Origin of the sequence: Streptomyces sp. SP18CS02, from assembly GCF_036322365.1 — a bacterium.
Taxonomy (GTDB): domain Bacteria; phylum Actinomycetota; class Actinomycetes; order Streptomycetales; family Streptomycetaceae; genus Streptomyces.
On sequence record NZ_JAQYXC010000295.1, the window covers coordinates 288441 to 312938 of the forward strand.

General features: G+C 72.0%; 21 protein-coding genes. 16 read left to right on the top strand and 5 right to left on the bottom strand.

Translation table 11 applies throughout. From position 1 onward, the window contains the following. Positions 1-98: 98 nt before the first annotated feature. Positions 99-1310: a pyridoxal phosphate-dependent aminotransferase gene (locus tag PUR26_RS28060; protein ID WP_329876422.1), complete on the bottom strand. Its 1212-nt coding sequence runs from the start codon at positions 1308-1310 to the stop codon at positions 99-101. Between the two features lie 160 nt (positions 1311-1470). Between PUR26_RS28060 and PUR26_RS28065 the strand changes: the two genes are divergently transcribed. The 3 genes from PUR26_RS28065 to mptB all read left to right on the top strand — a co-directional run bounded on the left by PUR26_RS28065 (position 1471) and on the right by mptB (position 4791). Further along, complete coding sequence (locus tag PUR26_RS28065) at positions 1471-2250, top strand: SDR family NAD(P)-dependent oxidoreductase (RefSeq protein ID WP_329876424.1); 780 nt, start codon at positions 1471-1473, stop codon at positions 2248-2250. A 139-nt stretch (positions 2251-2389) separates the two neighbouring features. Beyond that, positions 2390-3229, top strand: coding sequence for a S1 family peptidase (locus PUR26_RS28070; RefSeq protein ID WP_329876426.1), 840 nt, complete (start codon positions 2390-2392; stop codon positions 3227-3229). Between the two features lie 47 nt (positions 3230-3276). Then, positions 3277-4791, top strand: coding sequence for a polyprenol phosphomannose-dependent alpha 1,6 mannosyltransferase MptB (mptB, locus tag PUR26_RS28075; protein ID WP_329876428.1), 1515 nt, complete (start codon positions 3277-3279; stop codon positions 4789-4791). Here mptB and PUR26_RS28080 read toward each other — a convergent pair. Further along, a complete protein-coding gene (locus PUR26_RS28080; RefSeq protein ID WP_329876429.1) occupies positions 4781-6403 on the bottom strand; it encodes an N-acyl-D-amino-acid deacylase family protein in 1623 nt (540 codons plus the stop codon). The genes mptB and PUR26_RS28080 overlap by 11 nt on opposite strands. 11 nt (positions 6404-6414) lie before the next feature. Then, complete coding sequence (locus tag PUR26_RS28085; protein WP_329876430.1) at positions 6415-7680, bottom strand: amino acid deaminase; 1266 nt, start codon at positions 7678-7680, stop codon at positions 6415-6417. Between the two features lie 92 nt (positions 7681-7772). Here PUR26_RS28085 and PUR26_RS28090 point away from each other — a divergent pair, with 92 nt between their 5' ends. The 5 genes from PUR26_RS28090 to PUR26_RS28110 all read left to right on the top strand — a co-directional run bounded on the left by PUR26_RS28090 (position 7773) and on the right by PUR26_RS28110 (position 12754). Further along, the gene (locus PUR26_RS28090) at positions 7773-8906 is read left to right on the top strand and encodes a sugar kinase (protein WP_443077192.1); all 1134 of its coding nucleotides are present in this window, start codon (positions 7773-7775) and stop codon (positions 8904-8906) included. Continuing rightward, positions 8903-9670 (top strand): IclR family transcriptional regulator, encoded by a 768-nt coding sequence (locus PUR26_RS28095; protein WP_329876434.1) that lies wholly within the window; start codon positions 8903-8905, stop codon positions 9668-9670. Before PUR26_RS28090 ends, PUR26_RS28095 begins: the two co-directional genes overlap by 4 nt. Beyond that, the gene (locus tag PUR26_RS28100; RefSeq protein ID WP_329876436.1) at positions 9667-10077 is read left to right on the top strand and encodes a RidA family protein; all 411 of its coding nucleotides are present in this window, start codon (positions 9667-9669) and stop codon (positions 10075-10077) included. The genes PUR26_RS28095 and PUR26_RS28100 overlap by 4 nt, the downstream gene beginning before the upstream one ends. A 110-nt stretch (positions 10078-10187) precedes the next feature. Then, the gene (locus tag PUR26_RS28105; protein WP_329876438.1) at positions 10188-11666 is read left to right on the top strand and encodes a GntP family permease; all 1479 of its coding nucleotides are present in this window, start codon (positions 10188-10190) and stop codon (positions 11664-11666) included. 68 nt (positions 11667-11734) lie between these two features. Further along, positions 11735-12754, top strand: a complete 1020-nt coding sequence (locus tag PUR26_RS28110; RefSeq protein ID WP_329876440.1) for a hypothetical protein — start codon at positions 11735-11737, stop codon at positions 12752-12754. 77 nt (positions 12755-12831) lie between these two features. Here the strand turns inward: PUR26_RS28110 and PUR26_RS28115 are convergent, their stop codons facing one another. Beyond that, positions 12832-14175, bottom strand: coding sequence for a M14 family metallopeptidase (locus PUR26_RS28115; RefSeq protein WP_329876442.1), 1344 nt, complete (start codon positions 14173-14175; stop codon positions 12832-12834). A gap of 182 nt (positions 14176-14357) precedes the next feature. Between PUR26_RS28115 and PUR26_RS28120 the strand changes: the two genes are divergently transcribed. Continuing rightward, positions 14358-15806, top strand: a complete 1449-nt coding sequence (locus tag PUR26_RS28120) for an Nramp family divalent metal transporter (RefSeq protein ID WP_329876443.1) — start codon at positions 14358-14360, stop codon at positions 15804-15806. 190 nt (positions 15807-15996) lie between these two features. Here PUR26_RS28120 and PUR26_RS28125 read toward each other — a convergent pair whose 3' ends face one another. After that, positions 15997-17706, bottom strand: a complete 1710-nt coding sequence (locus PUR26_RS28125; RefSeq protein ID WP_329876445.1) for a chitinase — start codon at positions 17704-17706, stop codon at positions 15997-15999. Positions 17707-18027: 321 nt separating this feature from the next. Here PUR26_RS28125 and PUR26_RS28130 point away from each other — a divergent pair, with 321 nt between their 5' ends. The 7 genes from PUR26_RS28130 to PUR26_RS28160 all read left to right on the top strand — a co-directional run bounded on the left by PUR26_RS28130 (position 18028) and on the right by PUR26_RS28160 (position 24497). Next, positions 18028-18909 carry a hypothetical protein gene (locus tag PUR26_RS28130; RefSeq protein WP_329876447.1) on the top strand — a complete coding sequence of 294 codons (882 nt, stop codon included), beginning with the start codon at positions 18028-18030 and terminating at the stop codon, positions 18907-18909. Positions 18910-19015: 106 nt separating this feature from the next. After that, positions 19016-19738, top strand: a complete 723-nt coding sequence (gene cpaB, locus PUR26_RS28135) for a Flp pilus assembly protein CpaB (RefSeq protein WP_329876449.1) — start codon at positions 19016-19018, stop codon at positions 19736-19738. Positions 19739-19745: 7 nt separating this feature from the next. After that, on the top strand, positions 19746-20993 hold the full coding sequence (locus PUR26_RS28140; protein WP_329876451.1) for an AAA family ATPase: 1248 nt from the start codon (positions 19746-19748) through the stop codon (positions 20991-20993). Positions 20994-21122: 129 nt separating this feature from the next. Next, positions 21123-21512 carry a TadE/TadG family type IV pilus assembly protein gene (locus tag PUR26_RS28145; protein ID WP_329876453.1) on the top strand — a complete coding sequence of 130 codons (390 nt, stop codon included), beginning with the start codon at positions 21123-21125 and terminating at the stop codon, positions 21510-21512. Positions 21513-21515: 3 nt separating this feature from the next. Next, positions 21516-21884: a TadE family protein gene (locus PUR26_RS28150; RefSeq protein ID WP_329876455.1), complete on the top strand. Its 369-nt coding sequence runs from the start codon at positions 21516-21518 to the stop codon at positions 21882-21884. A gap of 199 nt (positions 21885-22083) precedes the next feature. Next, complete coding sequence (locus PUR26_RS28155; protein WP_329876457.1) at positions 22084-23424, top strand: CpaF family protein; 1341 nt, start codon at positions 22084-22086, stop codon at positions 23422-23424. Positions 23425-23558: 134 nt separating this feature from the next. After that, entirely contained in the window at positions 23559-24497 is a 939-nt protein-coding gene (locus PUR26_RS28160) for a type II secretion system F family protein (RefSeq protein ID WP_329876459.1), read from the top strand. The last annotated feature ends 1 nt before the right edge of the window (position 24498 follow it).

The window sequence follows — 24498 nt, forward strand, 5'->3', positions numbered from 1 at the left end:
GCCTCCTGCCCTGGTTCAGGAGACCATCTTACATTGGATCCAGTCTAAAGTTGACTCGGGCCGAAGAAGCGGCTTCGAGGGGGCGGGGGCGGGGCGGCTCAGGGCTGGCTGTAGCCGTCCAGGAAGTTGCCGATCCGGGTCACCGCGTCCGTGAGGTCCGCCGCGTTCGGCAGCGTCACGATGCGGAAGTGGTCGGGCTCGTGCCAGTTGAAGCCCGTCCCGTGCACGACCATGATCTTCTCGCTCCGCAGCAGGTCAAGGACCATCTGCCGGTCGTCCTTGACCTTGTAGACGTTCGGGTCGAGCCGGGGGAACAGGTACAGGGCGCCCTTCGGCTTCACGCACGTCACGCCCGGGATCTGCACCAGCAGGTCGTACGCCGCGTCCCGCTGCTCCAGCAGCCGCCCGCCCGGCTGGACCAGCGCCTCTATCGACTGCCGTCCCTGCAGTGCGGCGGCGATGGCGTGCTGGGCCGGCATGTTGGCGCACAGTCGCATGTTGGCCAGGATCGTCAGGCCCTCGATGTACGAGGTGGCGTGCGCCTTCGGGCCGCAGACCGCCAGCCAGCCGCTGCGGTAGCCCGCCACGCGGTAGTTCTTCGACATCCCGTTGAACGTCAGGACGAGCAGATCGGGGGCGATGGCCGCGGTGGGGGTATGGGTCGCGCCGTCGTAGAGGATCTTGTCGTAGATCTCGTCCGAGCAGACGACCAGGTTGTGCCGGCGGGCGATCTCGGTGAGGTCGCGGAGCATCTCGTCGTCGTACACCGCACCCGTCGGGTTGTTCGGGTTGATGATGACGATGGCCTTGGTCCGGTCGGTGATCCTGCGCTCGATGTCGGCCAGGTCCGGCATCCAGTCGGCCTGCTCGTCGCAGCGGTAGTGCACCGCCGTACCGCCGGCGAGGGAGACCGAGGCCGTCCACAGCGGGTAGTCCGGCGCCGGTACGAGCACCTCGTCGCCGTCGTCGAGGAGGGCCTGCATCGACATCTGGATCAGCTCGGAGACGCCGTTGCCCAGATAGATGTCCTCGACGGAGAGCGGGATGCCCTTGGTCTCGTAGTGGCTCATCACCGCGCGCCGTGCCGACAGCAGGCCCTTGGCGTCCCCGTAACCATGGGACTCGCCGAGGTTGCGGAGGATGTCCTCCAGGATCGCGGGCGGACACTCGAACCCGAACGCGGCCGGGTTGCCGGTGTTGAGTTTGAGGATGCGGTGACCGGCAGCCTCCAGCCGCATCGCCTCCTCGAGCACCGGGCCCCGGATTTCGTAACAGACGTTGGCGAGCTTCGTGGACTGGATCACCTGCATAGCGCGAGCTTACGGCGGCGCTTCGCGGGGCGCCTCGTGTTTTGTGCCACTTCGCCCGCCGGCGGGGGGCGCGCGGGCCGGACGGGCGCGGTTGCCGGCGGGGCGCGGACCGGCCGCGGGACCCTGGTGCCGGCCCCGGGGGCGGGGTCATGATCGCCCGATGAATCCACTGCAGCGCTTCGACGGCCACGGCGTACTGATCACGGGGGCGGCCCGTGGCATCGGCGAGGCCACCGCCCGCAGGCTCACCGCCGAAGGCGCCCGCGTGCTGATCGCGGACATCGACGAGGAGCACGCCGTGCGGACGGCCGCCACCATCCCGGGAGCCGTGGCGTTCGGGTGCGACGTGGGCGACCGCACGGCCGTCGAGGCGGCCGTCGCCCACGCCGTCGCGGCCTTCGGCCGGCTCGACGTCCTGGTCAACAACGCTTTCTCGTGCAGCCCCGACGCCGCGCGCTTCGAGGACGAGCCCGACGAGAACTGGGGGCGGGATCTGGACATCACCCTGGGCGGGGCCTTCCGCTGCGCCCGGGCCGCGCTGCCCCACCTCGCCGCGTCGGGACGGGGCGCGATCGTCAACATCGGCTCGGTCAACGGCGAGCAGGACTTCGGCAACCACGCCTACAGCGCGGCCAAGGCGGGGCTCGCCTCCCTCACCCGCACCCTGGCGGGCGACGCCGCCGCCCGGGGCGTGCGGGTCAACCAGGTCAACCCCGGCACGGTCCGCACCGGCAACTGGGCGGGCCGGGAGCGCGAGCTGGCCGCGCTCGCCGAACGTGTCTACCCGTTGGGCCGGGTGGGTGAACCGGCGGACATCGCGGCGGCGGTCGCGTTCCTGGCGTCCTCGGACGCCGCCTGGATCACCGGGACGACCCTGCGGGTCGACGGCGGGCTGCTGGCTGTCAACGCCGGCTTCGCGCAGGTCCTCCGGAAGGACTGAACGCCGCGTTCCCGGACGAATGGGCGGGCGTCCGCGCGGCCGAAAAGGATCTCTTGTCGCACCTCTCCGGGCCCCTAACAATGCGCATGACAAAGCCGAGCTCCTTCGGCCACATCAGTCGCAAGAGGGGACCCCCCACATGAGAAAGCCTCTCGCCGGCGCGCTGCTCGCCCTCGCCCTTCTCGGGGCGGGGGCCGCCCCCGCGGCCGCCGCCGCTCCGGGAAGCACCGAGGCGCCCGCGGTCAAGGCCGTCGACTTCGCCGGGACAGTCGCGCTCAGCAACTGTTCCGGCTCCGTCGTGCGCGTACCGGACTCCCGGCCCGAGGACCCCGCCCTCGTGCTCTCCAACGGCCACTGCCTGGAGACCGGCATGCCCGCCGCGGGCCAGGTCGTCGTCGGCCGGGCCTCCACCCGGACCTTCGGCCTCCTGAACTCCGCGGGCACCAAGGTCGCGACCCTGCGCGCGGCCAGGATCGCGTACGCGACGATGACCGACACGGACGTCTCGCTGTACGAGCTGACCAGCACCTACGCGCAGATCCAGAGCCGCTACAACATCAAGGCCCTGGACCTGGACACCGTCCGTCCCGCGCAGGGCCGCGCCATCAAGGTGGTGTCCGGCTACTGGAAGCGGATCTACGGCTGCAACGTCGACGGCTTCGCGTACCGCCTGAAGGAGGGCGACTGGACCTTCAAGGACTCGGTCCGCTACACCGCCGCCTGCGACACCATCGGAGGCACCTCCGGCTCGCCCGTGATCGACGATCTGACCGGCAAGGTCGTCGCCGTCAACAACACGGGCAACGAGGACGGCCAGCGCTGCACGCTGAACAACCCCTGCGAGGTCGACGCCAACGGCACCGTGACCGTACGGCAGGGCATCAACTACGCCCAGCAGACATACACCCTCGTCCCGTGCGTGGGACCCGGCAACAAGATCGACCTGAACCGGGCGGGCTGCGCGCTGCCCAAGCCGTAGCCGGCCGTTTCGGAACCCGCGGGGCGCGCCCGATAGGTTGGCGCGTCATGTGGTCTTCGAGTGTCGACGGGTACCGCCGGCTGGGTGCGGCCGGATCGGTCGCGGTGGCGGCGGGCGGCTGGGCCGCCGGCACGCTGCCCGCCCGCGACCCGTGGGGGATCTGGGTCCCCCACGGGTCCGCGGCGACCGTCGCGGCGGCCGTGCTCGCCTACGCCGGGCTGACGCTCCTGGTCGTCGCCTGGTGGCGGTACGGCCGGCTGATCGCCGAGGGCGCCCGCACCGGCGTGCGCGACACCCTCGTCACGCTCGGCTGGTGGGCCGGCCCGCTGCTGCTGGCCCCGCCCCTGTACAGCGCGGACGTCTACAGCTACATCGCGCAGGGGGCGATGGTCCTCGAAGGCCACGACGTCTACAGCGCGGGGCCCTCGGTGCTGGACCCCCAGGGCATCGGCGCCGACGCCGCGGCGAGCGTCGGCGGCCACTGGCGCGACACCCCGGCGCCGTACGGGCCGGTCTTCCTCGTCCTGGCGCAGGCGGTGACCTGGGTGACGGGCGGGCGGATCGTGCCCGCCGTGATCGGGATGCGGCTGATCGCCGTGGCCGCGGTCGTCCTGATCGTCTGGGCGGTACGTCACCTGGCGCGCCACGGCGGGCGGAGCGAGCCGGGCGCCCTGTGGCTGGCCGCGCTCAATCCGCTGCTGCTGACGCACGTCGTCGGCGGCATGCACAACGACGGCCTCATGGCCGGGCTGATGCTGGCGGGCGTGGTGTGGGCGGTGCGGGGGCGATGGCTGGCGGGGAGCGCCCTCGTCGGCCTCGCCATGATGATCAAATCGCCCGCCGCCCTGGCGCTCCTCTTCATCGGTGTGCTGGTCGGCCGCGCGGCCGACGGCCCGCTCGTGCGGCGCGTCGCCAAGGGGCTGTTCGGCCCGGGCCTGGTGGCCGGCGCGGTCGCCGTGGTGGCGACGGTGGCGGGCGGGACCGGCTTCGGCTGGCTGGGGACCCAGAGCGTCGCGGGCACCATCCACACCGCGCTCTCCGTCACCAGCGACGTGGGCCTGGCGCTCGGCGAGCTGCTGCGGCTCCTCCTGGGCGCCGACCCGGCCCCGGTCAAGAGCGCCGTCCAGAACCTGGGCCTGGCAGCGGCCCTCGCGCTCATCGGGTACCTGGCGTGGCGGGCGGTGCGCTCGCGCACGGAGCCGGTGCACGCGCTGGGCCTGGGCCTGCTGGCGCTGGTCGCGCTCTCGCCGATGGTGCAGCCCTGGTACCTGCTGTGGGGCACGGTGGTGATCGCCGCCACGGACCGGGACGGCCGCGCCGGGCGGATCGTGACGGTGCTGTGCGCCGCTCTGGTGTACGAGACCCAGCCCTCGGGCCACACCCCGGCGTACGGCTTCGTCCTCGCGGGCCTCGCCGGTCTGGCGGGCGCCCTGCTCATGCGCCGCGGGGCGGCCGCGTTCCCGCCGCGGGCCCCTGTGCCCGGCCCCCGCCGCGAGCGGCGGGAACCGGCCGCGGAAGGAGCCGCGGAGCCCTTCAGCGGGCCCGGGCCGCTCAGCCGGTAGGCGTCCGGCGCACCGACCGGCCCGCCAGGACGTCCGTGCGCCGGCCGTCCTCGATGACGAAGCGGCCGTCGATCAGCACGTGCGGGATGCCGGTCGGCAGGGTGCGGGGCGCCTCGAAGGTGGAGCCCGCCGCCACCGTCAGCGGATCGAAGAGCACCAGGTCGGCGCGGTAGCCCTCGCGGACCAGGCCCCGGTCGGGCAACCGCAGCCGCGCGGCCGGCCGGCCGGTGAGGTGCGCGACCGTCTCCTCCAGCGAGAGCACGCCCAGTTCCCGCGCGTACCGTCCGAGGTAGTGCGGGAAGGTGCCGTACGCGCGGGGGTGCGGCTTGGCGCCCTGGAGGATGCCGTCGGAGCCGCCGGTGTGCACCCGGTGGCGCATGATCGCCCGGACGTTCTCCTCATGGCCCACGTGCTGGAGGATCGTGGAGCCCAGCCGGTCCTCGATCAGCAGCCTGCGGGCGGTCGCCCAGGGGGCCTCGCCGCGCAGCCGCGCGGACTCCTGGACGGTCCGGCCGACATGGGCGGCCAGTTCCGGGGCGCCGACACCGGAGATCTCGATGGTGTCCCACTCGATGGGCACGCCGTGGCAGCCGTCGGAGCCGGTCACCTCCAGGTGGTGGCGGATGCGCTCCGCCGTGGCGTCGTCCTGGAGCCGGGCCAGGACCGCCTCGGGCCCGCCCTCGTTCGCCCAGCTCGGCAGCATCGCGACGAGCGTGGTGCAGCCGGGGGTGTAGGGGTAGGTGTCGAGGGTGATGTCGGCGCCGTCGGCCAGCGCCTTGTCGAGCAGCGTCAGCAGCTCGGGGGCCCTGCCCTTGTTCACGCCGAAGTTCATGGTGGCGTGCGCCAGGTGCAGGGCGCAGCCCGCCTCGTGCGTGAGGGTCACCATCTCCTCGTACGCCTGGAGGGCGCCGGCGCCGTAGGAGCGGTGGTGCGGGCAGTAGTAGCCGCCGTACCGGGCGACGACCCGGCACAGCTCGGTGAGCTCCGAGCCGCTCGCGTACATGCCGGGCGTGTAGGTGAGGCCCGACGACATGCCGACCGCGCCCTCCTCCAGGCCCTGGGCGACCAGCCGCTTCATGTGGGCGAGTTCGGCGTCCCCCGCCGGGCGGTCCTCCCAGCCGACCGCGTACATCCGTACCGTCCCCTGGGGGATCAGGTACGCGGCGTTGACGGCGATGCCCTGGCCGCCGAAGTTCCGGTCGAGGCGGTCGAGGTACTCGCCCACGGTCCGCCAGTCGAAGTCGACGGAGCCGTCCCCGGGCGCCCCGCCGTTCCAGCCGCTGATGGTCCTGCGGACCTCGGCGAGGGTGCGGTCGTCGGCCGGCGCGTACGACAGACCGTCCTGGCCCAGGACTTCGAGGGTGACGCCCTGCGCGGCCTCCGCCTCGTGCGCGGGGTCGCGCAGCAGGGCGAGGTCGCTGTGGGCGTGCATGTCGATGAAGCCGGGGGAGAGCGCGAGCCCGTGCGCGTCCAGGACGCGCCTGCCCGTGAGCGCGGGCTCGCCCTCACGGCGTATGCCGGTGATCCGGCCGCCGGTGAGGCCGACGTCGGCCCGGTAGGAGTCGCCGCCGGTGCCGTCGACGACCCGTACGTCGCGGATGACGAGGTCCATGTCGCCGGCTCCTAGAAGAAGGTGCGGATGTAGTCGGTCACCGTGCCGTCGGCCTCGACCAGCGGGATCAGCGGCCACTTGTCGAAGATCGTGCACGGGTGCGACAGACCCAGGCCCACCCAGTCGCCGACCTCCAGCTCGGCCTCCTCGGTCGTGCGCAGCCAGCCGTGCTGGTCCGACAGCCCGGTCACGCCGATCCCCGTCGCCGGGCGGACCGAGCCGTCCCGCGCCGAGCGGACGACCTGGGCCACCGGCAGGTGCAGGTCGTAGGCCGCGTCCCGCTTGCCGGCGTTGAAGAACGCCTGCTCCCGCGTCGGGCGGGACACCACCTGGGCCCACAGCCGGAACGCGGGCCGCAGCGCGCCCTCCTCCGGGACCCGGTTGAAGGGGGTCAGGTCACGGTAGTGGCCGTCGTCGTGCGAGACGTAGGCGCCCGAGCGCAGCAGCTTCAGCACCGGCCGGGAGAGCGCCGGCAGTTCCGCGAAGACCTCGGCCACACTGTCGAACCAGGCGCTGCCGCCCGCGCTCACCACGATCTCGTCCAGGTCCGGGGGGAAGCGGCCCGCCTTGTCGAACTCGGCAGCCAGCGCGGTCAGCCGGCGCAGCCAGGCCCGGACGGAGTCCGGCGTGGCCTTCGGCACCTCGCCCTCGTATCCCGCGACGCCCACCAGCCGCAGGGTGCGGGTGGCGGCCACCGCGTCCGCGACGGCGGCGCAGTCCGCCTCCGTGCGCGCCCCGGTGCGCGCGCCCTCGCCCGCTCCCAGCTCGACGACGACCTCGACGGGGCGGGAAGAGCCCTCCAGGGCCTGGTCCATCAGCTCGACGCCCCGCACGGAGTCGACGTAGCAGACGAAGCGGAAGTCCGGGTCGGCGGCGAGCTGGCCGGCGACCCACCGCAGGGCCGCGGCGTCCACCAGTTCGTTGGCGAGGAAGATCCGCCGCACGCCGAACGCGCGGTACACGCGCGCCTGGTGGGGGACGGCGGCCGTGATGCCCCACGCGCCGTACTCCAGCTGGCGCGCGAACAGCTGCGGTGCCATGGAGGTCTTGCCGTGCGGGGCGAACGCGAGGCCGTGCCGCTCGGAGTACGTCTCCAGGAGCGCCAGGTTGTGCTCCAGCGACTCGGCGGAGAGGGCGAGCACCGGGGTCGTGAAGCCGCCGGTGAAGAGGGAGCGGCGCTGTGCCGCCAGCTCGCCCACGGTCAGCCCCTCGGCGTCCGCCGGGAGCCCCTTGAAGCGGTGGTCGACACGCTCGTCCTTGAGGTGATCGGCGGCCATCGCGCCTCCTCCGTTTCTGGTGTTGCACCATATGCAACACCCATTGCGTATATCGCTCACTGCTGTCTAACATCCGGCGCAGCGCCGGGTCAATGGATCCGGGAGAGCCAGTGAGGAGCCCCAGCGTGACCGGTACCGCGGCCGAACCCGACGTCGTGGACGTCGTCTGTCTCGGCGAGTCCATGGTCACCTTCCTGCCCTCCCGGGCGGGCCGCCTCGCCGACGTCCCGTCCTTCACCCGCGGCATCGGGGGCGCCGAGTCCAATGTCGCCTGCGCGCTCGCCGCCGCCGGCCACCGGGCCCGGTGGGTCGGACGCGTCGGCGCCGACGGCTTCGGCGACCACCTGATCGAGGCCATCACCGCGTACGGGGTGGACACCGGCGCTGTCCGGCGCGACCCGCACCGCCCCACCGGCGTCTACTTCCGCACGGCCACCGACCGCGCCGCCGACGCCCACGAGGTGGTCTACTACCGGGCCGGATCCGCCGCCTCCGCGATGTCGCCGCGGACCGTCCCGTACGACGCCCTGCTGGCCGGCCGGTTCCTGCACCTGTCCGGCATCACCGCCGCGCTCTCCGCCGACTGCCTCGCCCTGATGCGCGACCTCACCACCCCGCGCCCCGGGCGCCCGCTGCTGTCCTTCGACGTCAACCACCGGCCGGGGCTGTGGCGCGACGCGTCCGGCGCCGGGGTGCTGCTCGACCTGGCCCGCGGCGCCGACCTGGTGTTCGTGGGCGAGGACGAGGCCGAGGACGCCTGGGGGCTGCGCGGCGCGGCCGCGATCCGGGCGGCGCTCCCCGAACCGGAGGTGCTCGTGGTCAAGCAGGGCGCCGCGGGCGCCACGGTGTACGCCCGCCACGCCGGTCCGGCCGCCCCCGCGGGCCCCGGGACCGGTGGCGCCACGGACACCACCACCGCCACCGACACCGTCACCGCGGTCCCCGCGCCCCGGGTGGACGTCGTGGCACCCGTCGGCGCCGGTGACGCGTTCGCCGCCGGATTCCTCTCCGCGACCCTGCGCGGGCTGGACGTCCGCCACCGGATCCGGCACGGGCACCTCATGGCCGCCGCCGCGCTCACCGTCCCCGGAGACCTCGGCACCCCACCCGTCCGCGCCCACGCCGACCGGCTCGCGGGCCTCGACGACCCGGCCTGGGGGAAACTGCACCTCGGCCCCGGCTGGACCGCGGCCGTGGACGCCACCGAGGAGGTACGTACGCCATGAGCCAGACCGTCGACCGTGCGCTGAGCATCCTGCCGCTGCTCGCCCAGGGTCCCGCCGACCTCGGACAGGTCGCCGACCGGCTCGGCGTCCACAAGTCCACCGCCCTGCGCCTGCTGCGCACCCTGCACGAGCACGGACTCGTCTACCGCCAGCAGGACCAGCGCTACCGCCTCGGCGCGCGCCTCTTCGCGCTCGCCCAGGAAGCCGTCGAGAACCTCGACATCCGCGAGATCGCCCACCCCCACCTCGCCCGGCTCAACGAGCAGATCGGCCACACGGTCCACCTCGCCGTCCACGAGGAGGGCGAGGTCCTCTACATCGACAAGGTCGAGAGCCGCTACCCCGTACGGATGTACTCGCGCATCGGCAAGCCCGTCGCGATCACCGTCGCCGCGGTCGCGAAACTGCTCCTCGCCGACCTCGCCGAACCCGAGCGCCGCGCACTCGCCGCCAAGCTCGACTTCCCCATGTACACGTCCCGTTCGATCCCGAACGCCGCCGCCTTCCTCAAGGAGCTGGCGACCGTACGCGAACAGGGCTGGGCCACCGATCTCGGCGGCCACGAGGAGTCCATCAACTGCGTCGCGGCCCCCATCCGCGGCGCGGACGGCAGGGTCGTCGCCGCCATGTCGGTGTCCGCGCCGAACGTCGTCGTCACCGCCGAGGAACTCCTCACCCTCCTCCCGCTGGTGCGCCGCACCGCCGACGCCATCAGCCGGGAGTACTCAGGAACACCCACGAAGGGCCCGAAGGACATCGCATGACCGAGAAGACCGCACTCACCCCCGCCACCCACACCACCCCGCCCGCCAGGTTCTCCCACGGCGTCAGGAAGGGCAACATCCTCCAGGTCGCCGGCCAGGTCGGCTTCCTGCCCGCGGTCGAGGGCCAGGCCCCCACCCCGGCCGGCCCGACCCTGCGCGAGCAGACCCTCCAGACCTTCGCCAACGTCAAGGCGATCCTCGAAGAGGGCGGCGCGACCTGGGACGACGTGATGATGATGCGCGTCTACCTCACGGACACCGCGCACTTCGCCGAGATGAACGAGATCTACAACCAGTACTTCGAGGAGCAGGGCCTGAAGGCCCCGGCCTCGGCCCGTACGACGGTCTACGTCGGCCTCCCCGCCGGGCTGCTCATCGAGATCGACGCGCTGGCGGTCCTGGGCTGATTCCCCTGCACCAGCCGCTTCCCCACGGCACGGCGCTCACCCCCGGAGCGCCGTGCCGCGCTCCGCCACACCCGAAAACCCCCGCCCCGCGAAACAGAGGCTCCCCTGCCATGCTCCTCGCCGCCGCGTCACCGCCCGTCGAAGCGCCACCCCACACCGGAGGGCTGCTCCTCCTCGTCGACGGCACCGCCGGGCTGCTCACCGTCGCCGCCCTCGGCATCGCCCTGCTGCTCTTCCTGATCATCAAGGTCAGGCTCCAGCCGTTCGTCGCCCTGCTCGCCGTCTCCATAGCCGTCGGCCTCGCGGCCGGCCTGTCCGTGACCGAGCTCTTCGGCACGGTGCAGAAGTCCGCCGCCACCTCCGTCATCGAGACCGGCATGGGCGGCATCCTCGGCCATGTCGCGATCATCATCGGCCTCGGCACCATGCTCGGCGCGATCCTTGAGGTGTCGGGCGGCGCCGAAGTGCTCAGCTCGCGCCTGCTGGGCCTCTTCGGGGAGAAGCGGGCCCCGCTCGCCATGGGCCTGACCGGCCTGATCTTCGGCATCCCGGTCTTCTTCGACGTCGGCATCTTCGTGCTCGCGCCGATCGTGTACGCCGCCGCCAAGCGCTCCGGCAAATCGGTCCTGCTGTACGCGATGCCACTGCTGGCCGGCCTGTCGATGACCCACGCGTTCCTGCCGCCCCACCCCGGCCCGGTCGCCGCCGCCGGACTCCTCCACGTCTCGCTCGGCTGGGTCATCCTGATGGGCGTCGTCGTGGGCCTCCCGGCGGTCCTCGCCGCCTGGGCCTACGCCGCCTGGATCGGGAAGCGGATCTTCGTAGCGGTCCCCCAGGACATGCTGGAGGCGGCCGAGGACGCGAAGGCCGCGGTCGCGGCCGAGCAGTCCGCCGCGGGCCGCGCGCCCCAGGAGTCCCCGGTCTCCCTCGCGACCGTCCTCACCATCATCGGCACGCCGCTGGTCCTCATCCTCGCCGCGACGTTCTCCTCCATCGCCCTCGACGAGTCCACCCTCCGCTCGGTCGTCGAGTTCTTCGGCAACCCGTTCGTGGCCCTCACGATCGCCCTCGTGATGGCGTACTGCCTGCTGGGCATCCGGCGCGGCTGGTCGCGCAAGTCCCTGGAGTCGGTCTCCACGTCGTCCCTCAAGCCGGTCGGCAACATCCTGCTCGTCGTCGGAGCGGGCGGCGTCTTCGGCGCCGTCCTCAAGGCGAGCGGCGTCGCCCAGGCCCTCTCGGACACCTTCAACGACGTGGGCCTGCCGGTCATCGTCCTGGCCTACCTGATCTCGCTGGTCCTGCGGGTCGCCCAGGGGTCGGCGACGGTCGCCATCGTCACGACCGCCGGCATCGTGCTGCCGCTGGTCGAGGGCGGGGACCACTCGCAGGCCTTCCTGGCGCTGGTCATCATGGCGATCTCGGCCGGATCGATCTTCGCCTCGCACGTCAACGACGGCGGGTTCTGGATCGTCGCCAAGTACTTCGGCATCTCCGAGCGGGACACCCTGAAGTCCTGGACGGTCCTGGAGTCGGTCCTCTCGCTCGCCGGCTTCGCCGTCGCGGCGGTCCTGAGCCTGCTCGTGGGGTAGGGGAACGCCGGCGGTGAACTGAGCCCTCCGGGACGCGCGTTGACGGCCCGGAGGGCTACAGTGCTGGAATGCGGGGAGAGGCGTCCGACGACGGCCAGGTGTACCAGTCGCAGCGAGACCAGCGGATCACCCAGTACACGGTCAATCTCCATCTGGCGCGGGGCGCCGACGCGGAGCAGTACCGCGGCCAGGCTGACGCGATCATCAAAGCGCTGATGCACACGGTCGGTTCGCTGCAGGAGCGCTGCGAGGCGCTGGAGGACAAGGCGGAGCGGGCCCGCGAGGCCGGCCGGGCGGAAGCGCTCGCCGGGATCCAGGCGGAACTGGAGGCCTCGGGACTCCGGCTCATCCAGGTCCAGAGCCGCCTGGAGGAGGCCAGACACGACCGCGAGAGGGCCGAGCAGCTGCTCATCGAGGCGCGCCGGGCGGCGGAGGCGTACCGCAGGGAGGCGGAGGAGCTCCGCCACCGGAGCGAAACGGCCCCGGGCCCGGCCGTGGCCCCGGCCGCCCTCCAGGGCGGCCCCGAGCTCGCCGACTACGACCGCGTCATGGCGACCGCCGACGCCGAACTGGCCGATCTGCGGGCGTCGTTGCAGCGCCTGACGACCGAGATGGTCCAGGACGACTCCGGTGTGGTGCCCGGCGAGGTGATATCCCGGTCCGGCGGGGAGCAGGTCCCCGAAGAACCGGGCACCGGGCCGGCCGCTACCCCGGCGGCGGTCGCGGGCCCCGGCCGGGAGGGCGCCGCCGGTCTCCTGTCGACGCTCGCGGGCCTGGGCGTCTCCGTGGTCCCGTTCCTCGCCGTCGGGGTGAGCATCCGCGAGATGTACGGGCAGGACCCGGCGGTGTTCTGGATGCTCCTCTACACCTTCTGCGTCCCCCTGGCCGTCTTCGCCCTGACGTACTTCGTCAAGGGTGTGGTGCTCATCGTGGGCGGCTGGGACGGCAAGCGCAGGGAGAACGAGGTGCTGGGGTGGCACGCCGTCAACTCGGTCCTCGCGTTCGCCTACGCGCTCGTCCTGCCCGACACTCTCGGCGGCTTCGTGCAGGCCACCGGCATGTTCCTCGCGGAGCTCGGCCCCCTGTGACGCACCGCCGCGGCACGGCGGCGAAGGCCGGGCCGCGGCGGCCGGGGCGTCACGGCGTCACGCGCCGGACGGCCCGCTCACGCGCAGTACTGCTGCTCCTTGCCGATCGAGCGGTACATGCAGTCCGCGTTCTCGATCAACTGGAGCACCGCGTCGCGGTTCCGGCTGGTCTCGCGCTCGATCACCTCGTCGGGCGGGTAGAAGCCGCCCCCGCCGGCGCTGCCGGGGTACATCTCGAAGGTGTACCCGAAGATCTTCTGGTTGCCCCACAGCCAGTCGTCGATGGACCCGTCGGTGACGTAGAGGTCGCTCGACTGCTCCGGGGTGTAGCCGTTGCTGGCGGCCATCTTCCGGCCCACGGTGGCGAAGGCGTCGCGGTCGTCCTGCGTCAGGCCGGGCGCGGTGTCGGCGCTGGTGTAGCCGTACGGCCAGAGGACCAGCTCGCTGTACGTGTGGAAGTCGATGCCGGCCTTGATCTGCTGCTTGCCCCCGACCACCCGGGAGCGTACGAAGTCGGCGACGACCTTCACCTCGGGGGCGGACTCGGCGGACGTGCCGCGGTAGGTCTCCGAGCTCGTCGAACCCGAGGAGCCGCCGCAGCAGCCCCACTTGAAGTTCCAGTTGCGGTTCAGGTCGGTGCCGACGTACGACGAGCCGGCGTTGGGCTGCCGGTTCTTGCGCCAGCTGCGGTAGGAGCCGGAGGCGATGTCGTACTCGCCGCCGTCCGGGTTGAGGTCCGGCACGATCCACAGCTCGCGGCCGTTGACGGCGTTGGTGATCCGCGTGTCGGAGCCGTAGCCCGCGCCCAGTTCGCGCAGCAGGTACAGCGCCATCTCGACGGTGAGGTGCTCGCGCGCGTGCTGGTGGTGGGTGAAGAGGACCTCGGGCTCGTTCTCGTCGGTGGCCACGTTGTCGCTGACCTTGACGGCGATGATGTCCCGGCCCTGGTACGTCTTGCCGATGACCCGCTTGCTCATGATGTTCGGGTACTGCTGGAGCCGCTGGTCGATCTCCGCGTTCATCTCCGCGTGGTTGTGGTAGCGGGAGTCGGCGGAGGGGAAGTCCATCGGGCGCACGGCCCGCCCGCCGGTGCGGTCGGGCGGCGCGGGCAGCGCCTTCAGGGTGTGGCCGAGCGCCCTCAGACGGGCGGCCTGTCCGGCGTTGGCGCTGACGACGACCGAGTGGCCGTCCGCCTCGTCGACGGAGGCGCCCGTGGCGGTGAGGGCGGTCCGTTCGGCGGCGGTGTCGGGGCCGTGGATCTCGTACTGCCGGATGACCTCCTCGCCGGCCGCGGCCGGTGCGGTGGCGGGGGCGGCGGGCGCGCTCGGGGTGGTCGCGGTGGCGGTGAGCGGTACCGCGACGGCGAGCGCCAGCAGGGCCGTGAGGGTGGCGGACCTTCTGCCGCGTATGCGAAGTCGCATGCTGTCTCCTGGGTGGGGGGTACGGGGGCTTCCCGTGCGACGCATGGTGCGGCCATGGCATGGACTCGTCAAGAGGGCCACTCGGGCCACGACCCGCCCTGCCGCGCCCCTTGCGCGATCACCGTGCACCCGCTTTGGTGACGTGACGTTGTGATCAGTGGGCGAGCGGGAAGGCAACGGGGATGGCAGACACCACGGACACGGCGGGCGGCCCGGGCGACTCGGGCGGCCCAGGTGCCTCGGGCACCACGGGCACGGCGGGCACCGCGAGTGCGTCAGGCACCACCGGCACGGCGGGCACCGCGAGTGTGTCAGGCACCACCGGCACCACCGGCACCGCGAGGAGCGGCGCGGCAGGCCCGGCACCCGCTCTGCGCAAGGCGAGTTGGCGCCAGATCGGGCCCGGAATCGTCGTCGCGGCGACCGGCGTCGGCGCGGGCGACCTGGTAGCGACGCTCATCGCGGGCAGCAAGTTCGGCTACACGCTCCTGTGGGCGGCCCTCGTCGGCTGCCTCGTCAAGATCTCGCTCGCCGAGGCGACCGGCCGCTGGCACCTCGCCACCGGACGCACCATGTTCGACGGCTGGCGCAGCCTGGGCCCCTGGACCTCGGTCTACTTCGGCGTCTACGTCGTCATCTGGGGCTTCCTCTACGGCGCCACGGCGATGTCGTCCACCGCGCTGCCCCTGGCCGCGCTCTTCCCCGGCATGCCCGGCGGTCTGAAGACCTTCGCGATCGCCGCGGGCCTCATCGGCCTCGTCCTGGTGTGGTTCAACCGCTACGCGCGGTTCGAGAAGCTGATGACGGTCCTCATCGGGATCAAGTTCCTGATCGTCGTCTACGTCGCCATCCGCGTGGTGCCCGACCTGCCGGCCGCGTTCGCCGGACTGGTGCCCGTGCTGCCGGACGGCTCCTTCTTCTACACCCTGGGCCTCATCGGCGGTGTCGGCGGCACGATCACCATGGCGGCGTACGGCTACTGGATCAACTCCAAGGGCTGGACCGACTCGTCCTGGATGAAGATGATGCGCCTGGACAACCGGGTCGCCTATCTGACCACCGGTGTCTTCGTCGTCGCCATGCTCATCATCGGCGCCGAGCTGCTGCACGCCTCCCACATCGCCCTCGCCTCCGGCGACAAGGGTCTGCTCGAACTGGGCGGCATCCTGGAGGACCGCTTCGGCGCCTTCACGGCCAAGCTGTTCCTCATCGGCTTCTGCGCCACCTCGTTCTCCGCCCTCGTCGGCGTCTGGCACGGGGTGAGCCTGCTCTTCGCGGACTTCACCGAGCGGATCGTACGCGGCCGCAAGGGCGTCGCGGAGAACGCGGTCGAGGAGGTGGCCGAGGGCCGCCGCGAGCGCTCATGGCCCTTCCGCGCCTACATGCTCTGGCTGACCTTCCCGCCCATGGGCCTGCTCTGGCTGGACGAACCCTTCGGGCTGGTGATCGCGTACGGCGTCCTCGGCGCGTTCTTCATGCCGTTCCTCGCGCTGACGCTGATCTGGTTGCTGAACTCCTCCCGCACTCCGCGCGAGTGGCGCAACAGCTGGCTGAGCAACGGCATGCTGGGCGCCGCCGGTCTGCTGTTCGTCGTGCTGTGCGTCCAGCAGGTGCGCGACCTGCTCCGGTAGGGCGCGGTCGCGGCGCCTCGGGAAGCGGGGCGGGCGGCCGCCGGTCCCCGGGGCCCGCGGGCGGGCGGGGACGGCACGGTCACGGCCCCGTCCCGTTCCCGGCCCTGCCGGCCTCCCTGCACATGGCGGACCGCCCGCCGGCGTACCTCCTACGCCGACGGGCGGTCCGTGTTCGTGGTGACCCCCCGCCCTACGGCAGGTTGTGGACGTGCGGTCCGACCGCGTTGGACCAGGCGTTCCCGGCGGTCGCGTCCCAGTTCGTGGACCAGGTCATCGCACCGCGCAGCGCGGGGTACGTCTTCGCGGGCTTGAAGGCCCCGCAGCCGGTGCCCCGGGTCAGGCAGTCCAGGGCGTTCCTCACGATCGACGGGTCGACGTATCCGCTGCCCGCGCCGCGGGTGGAGGCGGGGACGCCGAGGCCGACCTGGGAGGCGTCGAGCCCGCCCTCCAGCTGGATGCAGGCCAGCGCGGTCAGGAAGTCCACCGAGCCCTGCGAGTAGACCTTGCCGTCGCAGCCGAGCATCGAGCCGCTGTTGTAGTACTGCATGTTGACGACCGTGAGGATGTCCTTCACGTTCAGCGCCGTCTTGAAGTACTCGGTCGACGTGGACTGCATGTCGATCGTCTGCGGAGCCATCGTCAGCACCAGGGACGAACCGGCCTTCGCCGAGAGCTGGCGCAGCGCCTTCGTCAGGTACGTCGAGTTGATGCCGTGCTCCAGGTCGATGTCGACCCCGCTGAAGCCGTACTCCTGCATCAGGGCGTAGGCGCTGTTCGCGAAGGCGGTCGCCGACGCGTCGCTGTTGATGGTGACGTTGCCCTTCTCGCCGCCCACCGAGATGATCACGGACTTGCCGGCGGCCTTCTTGGCCGCGATGTCGGCCTTGAAGTCGGCGGTCGAGGCGTATCCGACGGCCGGGTCGAGGTTGAACACGATCTCGCCGGCGGTGGTGGTCGAGTCGGCGAACGACACCGCGATGATGTCGTACTGCGCCTGCACGTCCCGCAACTTCTGGACGGCGGCCCCGTTGTTGAAGTTCTGCCAGTAGCCCGTCAGCGCGTGCTTGGGCACCACCGGGTTCGGGTTGTTGCCGCCGGGGGCGGTCCTGCCGCCGACCGCCGCGGACTTCGCCGATTCACCGGCCGCGTTGACCGCCGTCACCTGGAAGGAGTACGACGTGTTCGCCGCCAGCCCCGTCACGGTGGCCGAGGTGCCGCTCGCCGACTGGACCTTCGCACCGTCCCGGTAGACGTTGTAGCCGGTGGCGCCCGGCACCGCGTTCCAGTGCAGCGCCACGGACGACGAGGTCACCGCGCCGGTCGCGAGCCCGGCGGGCGTCGCGGGGACCACCGGGTCGGGGTCGCCGCCACCGCCCCCGTCCGGACCGAAGACCGAGACGTCGTCGGCGTGGTAGGCGGCCTGGCCGTACCAGCCGTGGGTGTAGACGGTCACCGACGTCGTCGTGGCACCGGTGGTGAAGCGGGTGGTCAGCTGCTGCCAGCCCGTGGAGCCGGGGCTCCAGGTGGCCACGTCGGTGGTGCCGGTGCCGCTGGCCCCGAGGTAGGCGTAGCCGCCCTGCACCCAGGCGCTCAGCGTGTACGAGGAGTTGGGCTTCACCGCCACGACCTGCGAGCACCTGGCGTTGTCCTGGCCGCCCGGCGTGGCCTTGAGCGCGGCGGTGCCACCGTGCACGGGGGAGGAGACGGTGGCCCCGCTGCCGGCGGAACACGTCCAGTTCGCGAGCCCGGACTCGAAGCCCGCGTTCTTCGCCACGTTGATGTCGGCGGCCTGTGCGCTGCCGGCCCCGCCGACCAGCGCGAGCCCGGACCCGACGGCGAGCGCCAGGGTCCCGCCGAGCCATCTGCGTCTGCGTACGCCCTTGGGCGTGATGCGGTCCACTTGCTGCCTCCGGTGGGGGAGTCGGGGGGTGCTACGGGGATGTGATGCGGACGGTGGCCACCGTTGGGCGACAAAACTGGTCCAGACCAATCGAGTTGTCAAGACCTCTGGCATGAAACGGGAGTTAACTGCTGACGTCTTCGTCCGCCTTTAGGTGCGAACTGGTCCGGCCGGCTCCGTGCGCGGGGTTCCGAAAGCTGTTCTCTGCCCCCGCAGACGTGGCTAAAGTGCGGGTGCAGGAGTGAGTGCGGAGGAGTAGCCAGCAGCAGGTATCTGCGGTTCGCCGGGATTCCGGCGACCGGAGCCGAACGGGGAACCAGCGTGCCGACCGCGATTGCCGTCACCAGTGCTGATCTGGTGCTGCCGCCGACCGATCACCAGACACCGACGGCGGCCCTGCTGCACGCCCCCGACGCACAGCCGCTGGAAGCCGCGCTCGCCGACATGCAGGTCCTGGTCGAGCAGCACGGCTACGTCGTCGCGCTCTACCCGGCCTCCCTGCCCCCCGTGCACGAGCGCCGGCTGCACACCGTCCGCTCCGTCCTGGAGAGCGACCGCATCGCCCTGCTGAAGCTCGACCTCCCGCCGCTGGGCGTCTCCGTACTCGTCCGCCAGCTACGGCAGTTATCGGTCTGCGACTTCAGCGCGGGCGTCGTCGCCTCGGCGGCCCGGCTGCTGTCCCACTACATCTACGCGGGCGCGCTGCTCAACACGGTCACCCGGCTCGACCGCGTACCGGTGACGCTCAGGTCCCACGCGAAATCATGGGTCCCCGGCTCGCAGTTCGGCGTCCTGGCCACCCCCGAACCCCAGCTGATCAGGATCGGCACGGACGAACGGCTCACGGGCCCCGCGTTCGGCACCCGGCTCGTCGTGGCGAAGGGCCAGCTGCCGTCCGACTGGGTCACCGGGACGCTGGCCCCGGCCTGGCGGGTGCAGGGCGTCCAGGAGGCGGCGCTGCCGGCGTACTCACCGAAGTGGTGGGGTACACCGAAAATGATCGAGTTCGCCGCCTACCTCCCCGACGTGTCGGTCCTCTACCAACTGGTCGCGTCCGTGCGCCGGGAGAACTGCTCCTGGTGCGGACTCGACCTGATAGGCGACCGTTGCGGATTCTGCTCGGCTCCCCTCGTGCCCCCCGAGAACCCGACCCGCGGCCCAGGTGTCCTCACCCGGGGAACACCGACACCCCACGGGTCGTGAACGGCCGCCGGGTCCCACCGGTGGCGCTCCCCGGCGCTCGCCCGGCCCTGCCCGCACCACTCGTCCCGCTCGCCGGCCCACGTCTCCCAACGAGGTTGTCCCGCCCATGAACTCACGTCAGCGCCGCGGTGTCCTTCTCCTGTGCCTCTCGATCCTGTGCGCCCTCGCCGCGGTCGCGGGCGTGATCACGTTGATCGGCGACGTGAACTCCAAGGTCGGGCCGGAAGTGGAGGCGTACCGGGTGAAGGCGGACGTGGCGGCGTACACCGCGCTCCAGCCCGGCCAGTTCGAGAGGATCACCATGCCGGAGCGCTGGCTCTCGGAGAACGCCGTCACGGACCTGTCGGTCGTCAAGGACAAGATCGCGGTGACGGACCTGAAGAGGGGGTCGCTGCTCCAGGAGGACATGGTCGCCAAGCGGCCCGCCCTGGAGAGCGGCCAGCAGGAGATCGCCATCATGATCGACGCCGCCACCGGCGTGGCCGGCAAGATCACGACCGGCTCCCTGGTCAACATCTTCGCCACCTTCGACGACGACGGCCGGGAGAAGGGAGCCGTGGCCGAGTCCCGGATCATCGTCGCCAACGCCCGCGTCCTGGACGTGGGCCGGCTCACCCCCCTGGACCCGAAGAAGGACGACAACCGGGGGATCGGCATCCGGGAGGCCGTGCCGATCACCTTCGCCCTCAGCACCACGGACGCGCAGCGCGTGGCCTACGCCGAATCGTTCGCCGAGCACGTACGGCTCGCGCTGCTGCCCAAGAACAGCCCCACCGTTCTCCGGCCCGGTGAGGGCAGCTACACGCTCGACGAAGACAAGAACAAGTGAGGGCCGGATGACCACACGCATCCTCCCGGCGGTCGGGGAACCCGACGCCGCCCGATCCATCGCCCACCTGCTCAGCCAGCTTCCCGACGCGGAGCCGGCCGGCCCGGTCGGCGACTCCACCTCCCTGATCGACACTCTCGCGCGGCTCGCCGCCGAATCGCTCGACGAGCTCCCGGAGGTCGTGCTCGTCCACGAGCGGATCGGCCCCGTGCCGGCCCTCGAACTGATCCGGGAGGTCGCCCTGCGCTTCCCCGCGGTAGGCGTCGTCCTGGTCACCGCGGACGCCGGTCCGGGCCTCTACTCGGCCGCGATGGACTCCGGTGCGCGCGGCCTGGTGGGCCTGCCCCTCTCGTACGAGGAGCTCGCCCAGCGCGTCCAGTCGGCCGCCGGGTGGTCCGTGGGGGTACGCCGTCACCTGGGCGCGGGCGGAGACGTCTTCACCGGGCCGGGCGGTACCGTCGTCACCGTCAGCGGTGCCAAGGGCGGCGTCGGCACGACCGTCACCGCCGTCCAGCTGGCCCTGGCCGCCCGCGCCTCCGGAATGACCGTCGCCCTCGCCGACCTGGACCTCCAGTCCGGCGACGTCGCCTCCTACCTGGACGTGCAGTTCCGGCGTTCCATCGTGGACCTGGCCACCATCCAGGACATATCGCCCCGGGTGCTCCAGGACGCCCTCTACTCCCACCAGTCGGGCGTCGGGCTGCTGCTGGCCCCGGGCGAGGGGGAGCGCGGTGAGGACGTCAGCGACCGGTCGGTGCGCCAGATCGTCAGCGCCCTGCGCAACCGCTACGAGGTGGTGATCATCGACTGCGGTACGCAGATGACCACGGCCAACGCCGCCGCCATCGAGATGGCCGACACCACGCTGCTCGTGGTGACGCCGGACGTGGTCGCCGTCCGCGCCGCCAAGCGCATGGTCAGGCTCTGGGACCGGCTCCAGATCCGCAAGGCGGAGGAGACGGTGTCGGTGGTCAACCGCTACACCCGTAACACGGAGATCCAGCCGCAGCTCATCGAGAAGATCACCGGCACGCGCGTCTCACGGACCGCCGTGCCCGCGAACTTCAAGGAGCTCCAGTCCGTCGTCGACGCGGGCCGGATGCAGGACCTGGAAGCCAGGTCCACCGTCAAGCAGGCGCTGTGGGGCCTGGCCGGGGAACTGGGACTGGTGAAGGCGACCGAGGGGGCGGAGAAACAGGGCAGGTTCCGCGGCGACCGGGGTTCGGTGGGCCTGCGGCGCGGCCGGGGCGGATAGGCCGAACGTCGCGGACGCCGCCGGGACGGCGGGCACGGGGGCCGGCCGGGGGACACCGGCCGGCGGACAGCGGACAGCGGACAGCGGACACACGGAGACGGACACCGGACCGAGGGGGCACGTTGCGTCATGGAAGACCACGGGACAGCACAGGCACGTCACGGGAGGCTGTGCCCACGGGATGACCGGGGGCAGGCCGCGGTGGAGTTCACCGGGATGGTCCCGGTCATCCTGGGCACCCTCGTCCTGCTGTGGCAGGCCGCGCTGGTCGGCTACACGTACTCGCTCGCCGGGAACGCGGCGGACGTGGCCGCGCGGGTCGGCGCGGTGTCCGGCGCGGGCGCCTGCCAGGCGGCGGCGCAGGAGCATCTTTCGGGGGCCTGGACCGCCAGCGCCGCCTGCGGGGAGGCGGGCGAGCTGTACTCGGCCGACGTCGAACTGAACGTACCGGTGCTCTTCCCCGGCTTCGACATCCCCGTCCCGGTCCGCGGGCACGCGTCCGCCGCCAAGGAGGGCTGAACCGTGCGCGCGTCGGGAGTCCGACGGAGGGACGACGGCCAGTCGGCCGTGGAGTTCGTCGGCTGGATCACCCTGCTGCTCTTCGTCGCCCTCGCGGCGATCCAGCTCGGCCTGGTCGCGTACGCCGTACAGCAGGCGGGCACGGCGTCCCGGGCGGCGGCGCGGGTGGCGTCCCAGGGCGGCGACGGACAGTCGGCCGGGCTGAACGCCATGAGCGGCTGGCTGGCCGACGGGGCGCAGGTCGACCCGCAGGTCGGCGGCGACGCGGTCAGCGCGACCGCGCGCGTACCGATTCCGGCGCTGCTGCCGGCCTTCGACTTCGGCACGGCGGAGAGGACCACCACGATGCCCGTGACGACCCCGGCCGACTGACCGGCCTGCCGACCGGCGGGCGGCGGCCGGCAGCGGGCCGACTACCGGCCACCGACGGGCGACAGCGGACAACCTGCCGCCGACAGCCGACAGCCGACAGCCGACAGCCGACAGCCGACAGCCCGGCAACCGACGCCGACCGGCCACCGACGACGACCGTCCGACAACCGTCCGACGCCACCGATGGGGAGGAGAACAGATGAGTCTGCGGGCACGCGTCAGCAGTCCCGAGCCGGCCGACGGGAGGGGTGAGGAGAACCACCTCGTCGGCGTCTACCGGGTCAAGCTGCTGGAGGAGATCGACCTCGCGGAGATGTCCGCTCTGGCCGCGGCCGAGCGCCGCGCCCGCCTGGAACGGGTCCTGGGCCACATCATCAGCCGCGAGGGCCCGGTCCTCTCCTCCATGGAACGCTCGCAGCTCATCCGGCGCGTCGTCGACGAGGCCCTGGGGCTCGGCATCCTGGAACCCCTCCTGGAAGACGCCTCCATCAGCGAAATCATGGTGAACGGACCGGAACAGGTGTTCGTGGAGCGCCGTGGCCGCCTGGAGCAGCTGCCGATGCGCTTCTCCTCCACCGAGCAGCTGATGCAGACCATCGAGCGCATCGTCTCCACCGTCAACCGCCGCGTCGACGAGTCGAATCCGATGGTCGACGCCCGGCTGCCGTCCGGTGAGCGGGTCAACGTCATCATCCCGCCGCTCTCCCTCAGCGGCCCCATCCTCACCATCCGGCGCTTCCCCCGGGCGTTCACGCTCCAGGAGATGGTGTCCATCGGCTCGCTCGACGAGCACATGGTGATGCTGCTGGCCGGACTGGTCCGCGCCAAGTTCAACGTGATCGTCTCCGGCGCCACCGGCACCGGCAAGACGACCCTGCTCAACGCGCTCTCCGGGCTGATCCCCGAGGGCGAGCGCATCGTCACCATCGAGGACTCCGCCGAGCTCCAGCTCCAGCAGTCGCACGTCATCACGCTGGAGTCCCGCCCGGCCAACGTGGAGGGCAAGGGGCGGATCACCATCCGCGACCTGGTCCGCAACTCCCTGCGCATGCGGCCGGACCGGATCATCGTCGGCGAGGTCCGAGGCGGCGAGACCCTCGACATGCTCCAGGCGATGTCCACCGGCCACGACGGCTCCCTGGCCACCGTCCACGCCAACAGCGCGGAGGACGCCCTGATGCGCCTCCAGACCCTCGGCTCCATGTCGGAGGTGGAGGTCCCGTTCGCGGCGATCAAGGACCAGATCAACAGCGCGGTCGACGTCATCGTCCAGCTCACCCGGCACGCCGACGGAGCCCGCAGGATCACGGAGATCGCCGTCGTCGACTCGCACGGCCGGGAGGAGTACCGGATCGTCACCGTCTGCCGTTTCCACGCCCTGCCGATGTCGTCCGACGGCCGGATCCACGGCGACTTCGCGTACTACCCGCTGCCGCGCCGGGTCGCCGAACGCCTCCACATGAAGGGCGAGGCGATCCCCCAGGCCTTCGGCGTCGCCCAGACGGAGGGGCAGCTGGCCCTGCGGGGAACCCCCGCCTGACCTCCGCCCCCTGCCCCCGGCCAGACGTCCGACCCCGACCGCCCGACCGCCCGACCGCCCCCGGCAACGCCCGACCGCCCCCGTCCCCGGCAACGCCCGACCGCCCGACCGCCCCCGGCCTCTGTGGAACTGACATGGACAATCTCCCGCTGCTGACACTCGGCGTCACCCTGCTCGCCTGTGTGCTGGGCATCGTCGGCCTGCACATCTACGCCTCGGGCAACGCCCAGCGGCAGGCCCTCGTGGCGCGGATGACCCAGACGGGGCAGGTGCACCCCGACGGCAGGCGGCGCCGCTTCGTACGGATCGACCGGCGGCTGCGCGCGACCGGTCCGGGCCGCCGGATGGAGCGCAGGATCGCGGCGACCGGCCTCGACCTCACCCCCGGCGAGTACACCGTGTACGCCGTGACCGCCCTGCTCGGCGTGTACTTCACCATCGGCGCGGTCTTCGCCCCGTTCTTCGGGGTGCTGGGGGCGCTGGCCGGTCTGTGGGGTGCCAACGCCTTCCTCAACTGGCAGCGTCAGAAGCGCACCGAGGCGTTCATCAACCAGCTGCCCGAGCTCACCCGTGTCCTGGCCAACGCCACCCAGGCCGGACTCGCCCTGCGCACGGCGATCGCGATGGCCGCCGAGGAGCTCGACGACCCCGCCGGGGAGGAGCTGCGCAAGGTGGCCGACCAGCTCGCCGTCGGGCACAGCCTCGACGACGCCCTGGGCGACCTCGCCGACCGGCTCCCCTCGCGGGAACTGGTCGTCCTCGTCTCCACCCTCGTCCTGTCCAACCGGGCCGGCGGGCAGGTCGTCAGCTCCCTGCGCAACCTCACCGGAACCCTCGACGAGCGCAAGGAGACCCGTCGCGAGGTCACCACCCTGCTCTCCCAGGTCAAGGTGACCGCCTTCGCCCTGCCGCTGCTCGGCCTCGGCTTCCTGCTGATGATCAACGGCATGAGTCCTGGCGCGCTGGACAAGATGACCGGATCGGTCGTCGGCCAGATCGGCTCCGTCCTGGCCTTCGGCCTGTACGCCGTCGGCTTCTTCCTCATCCGCCGCCTGTCGCGGATCAGGGTCTGAG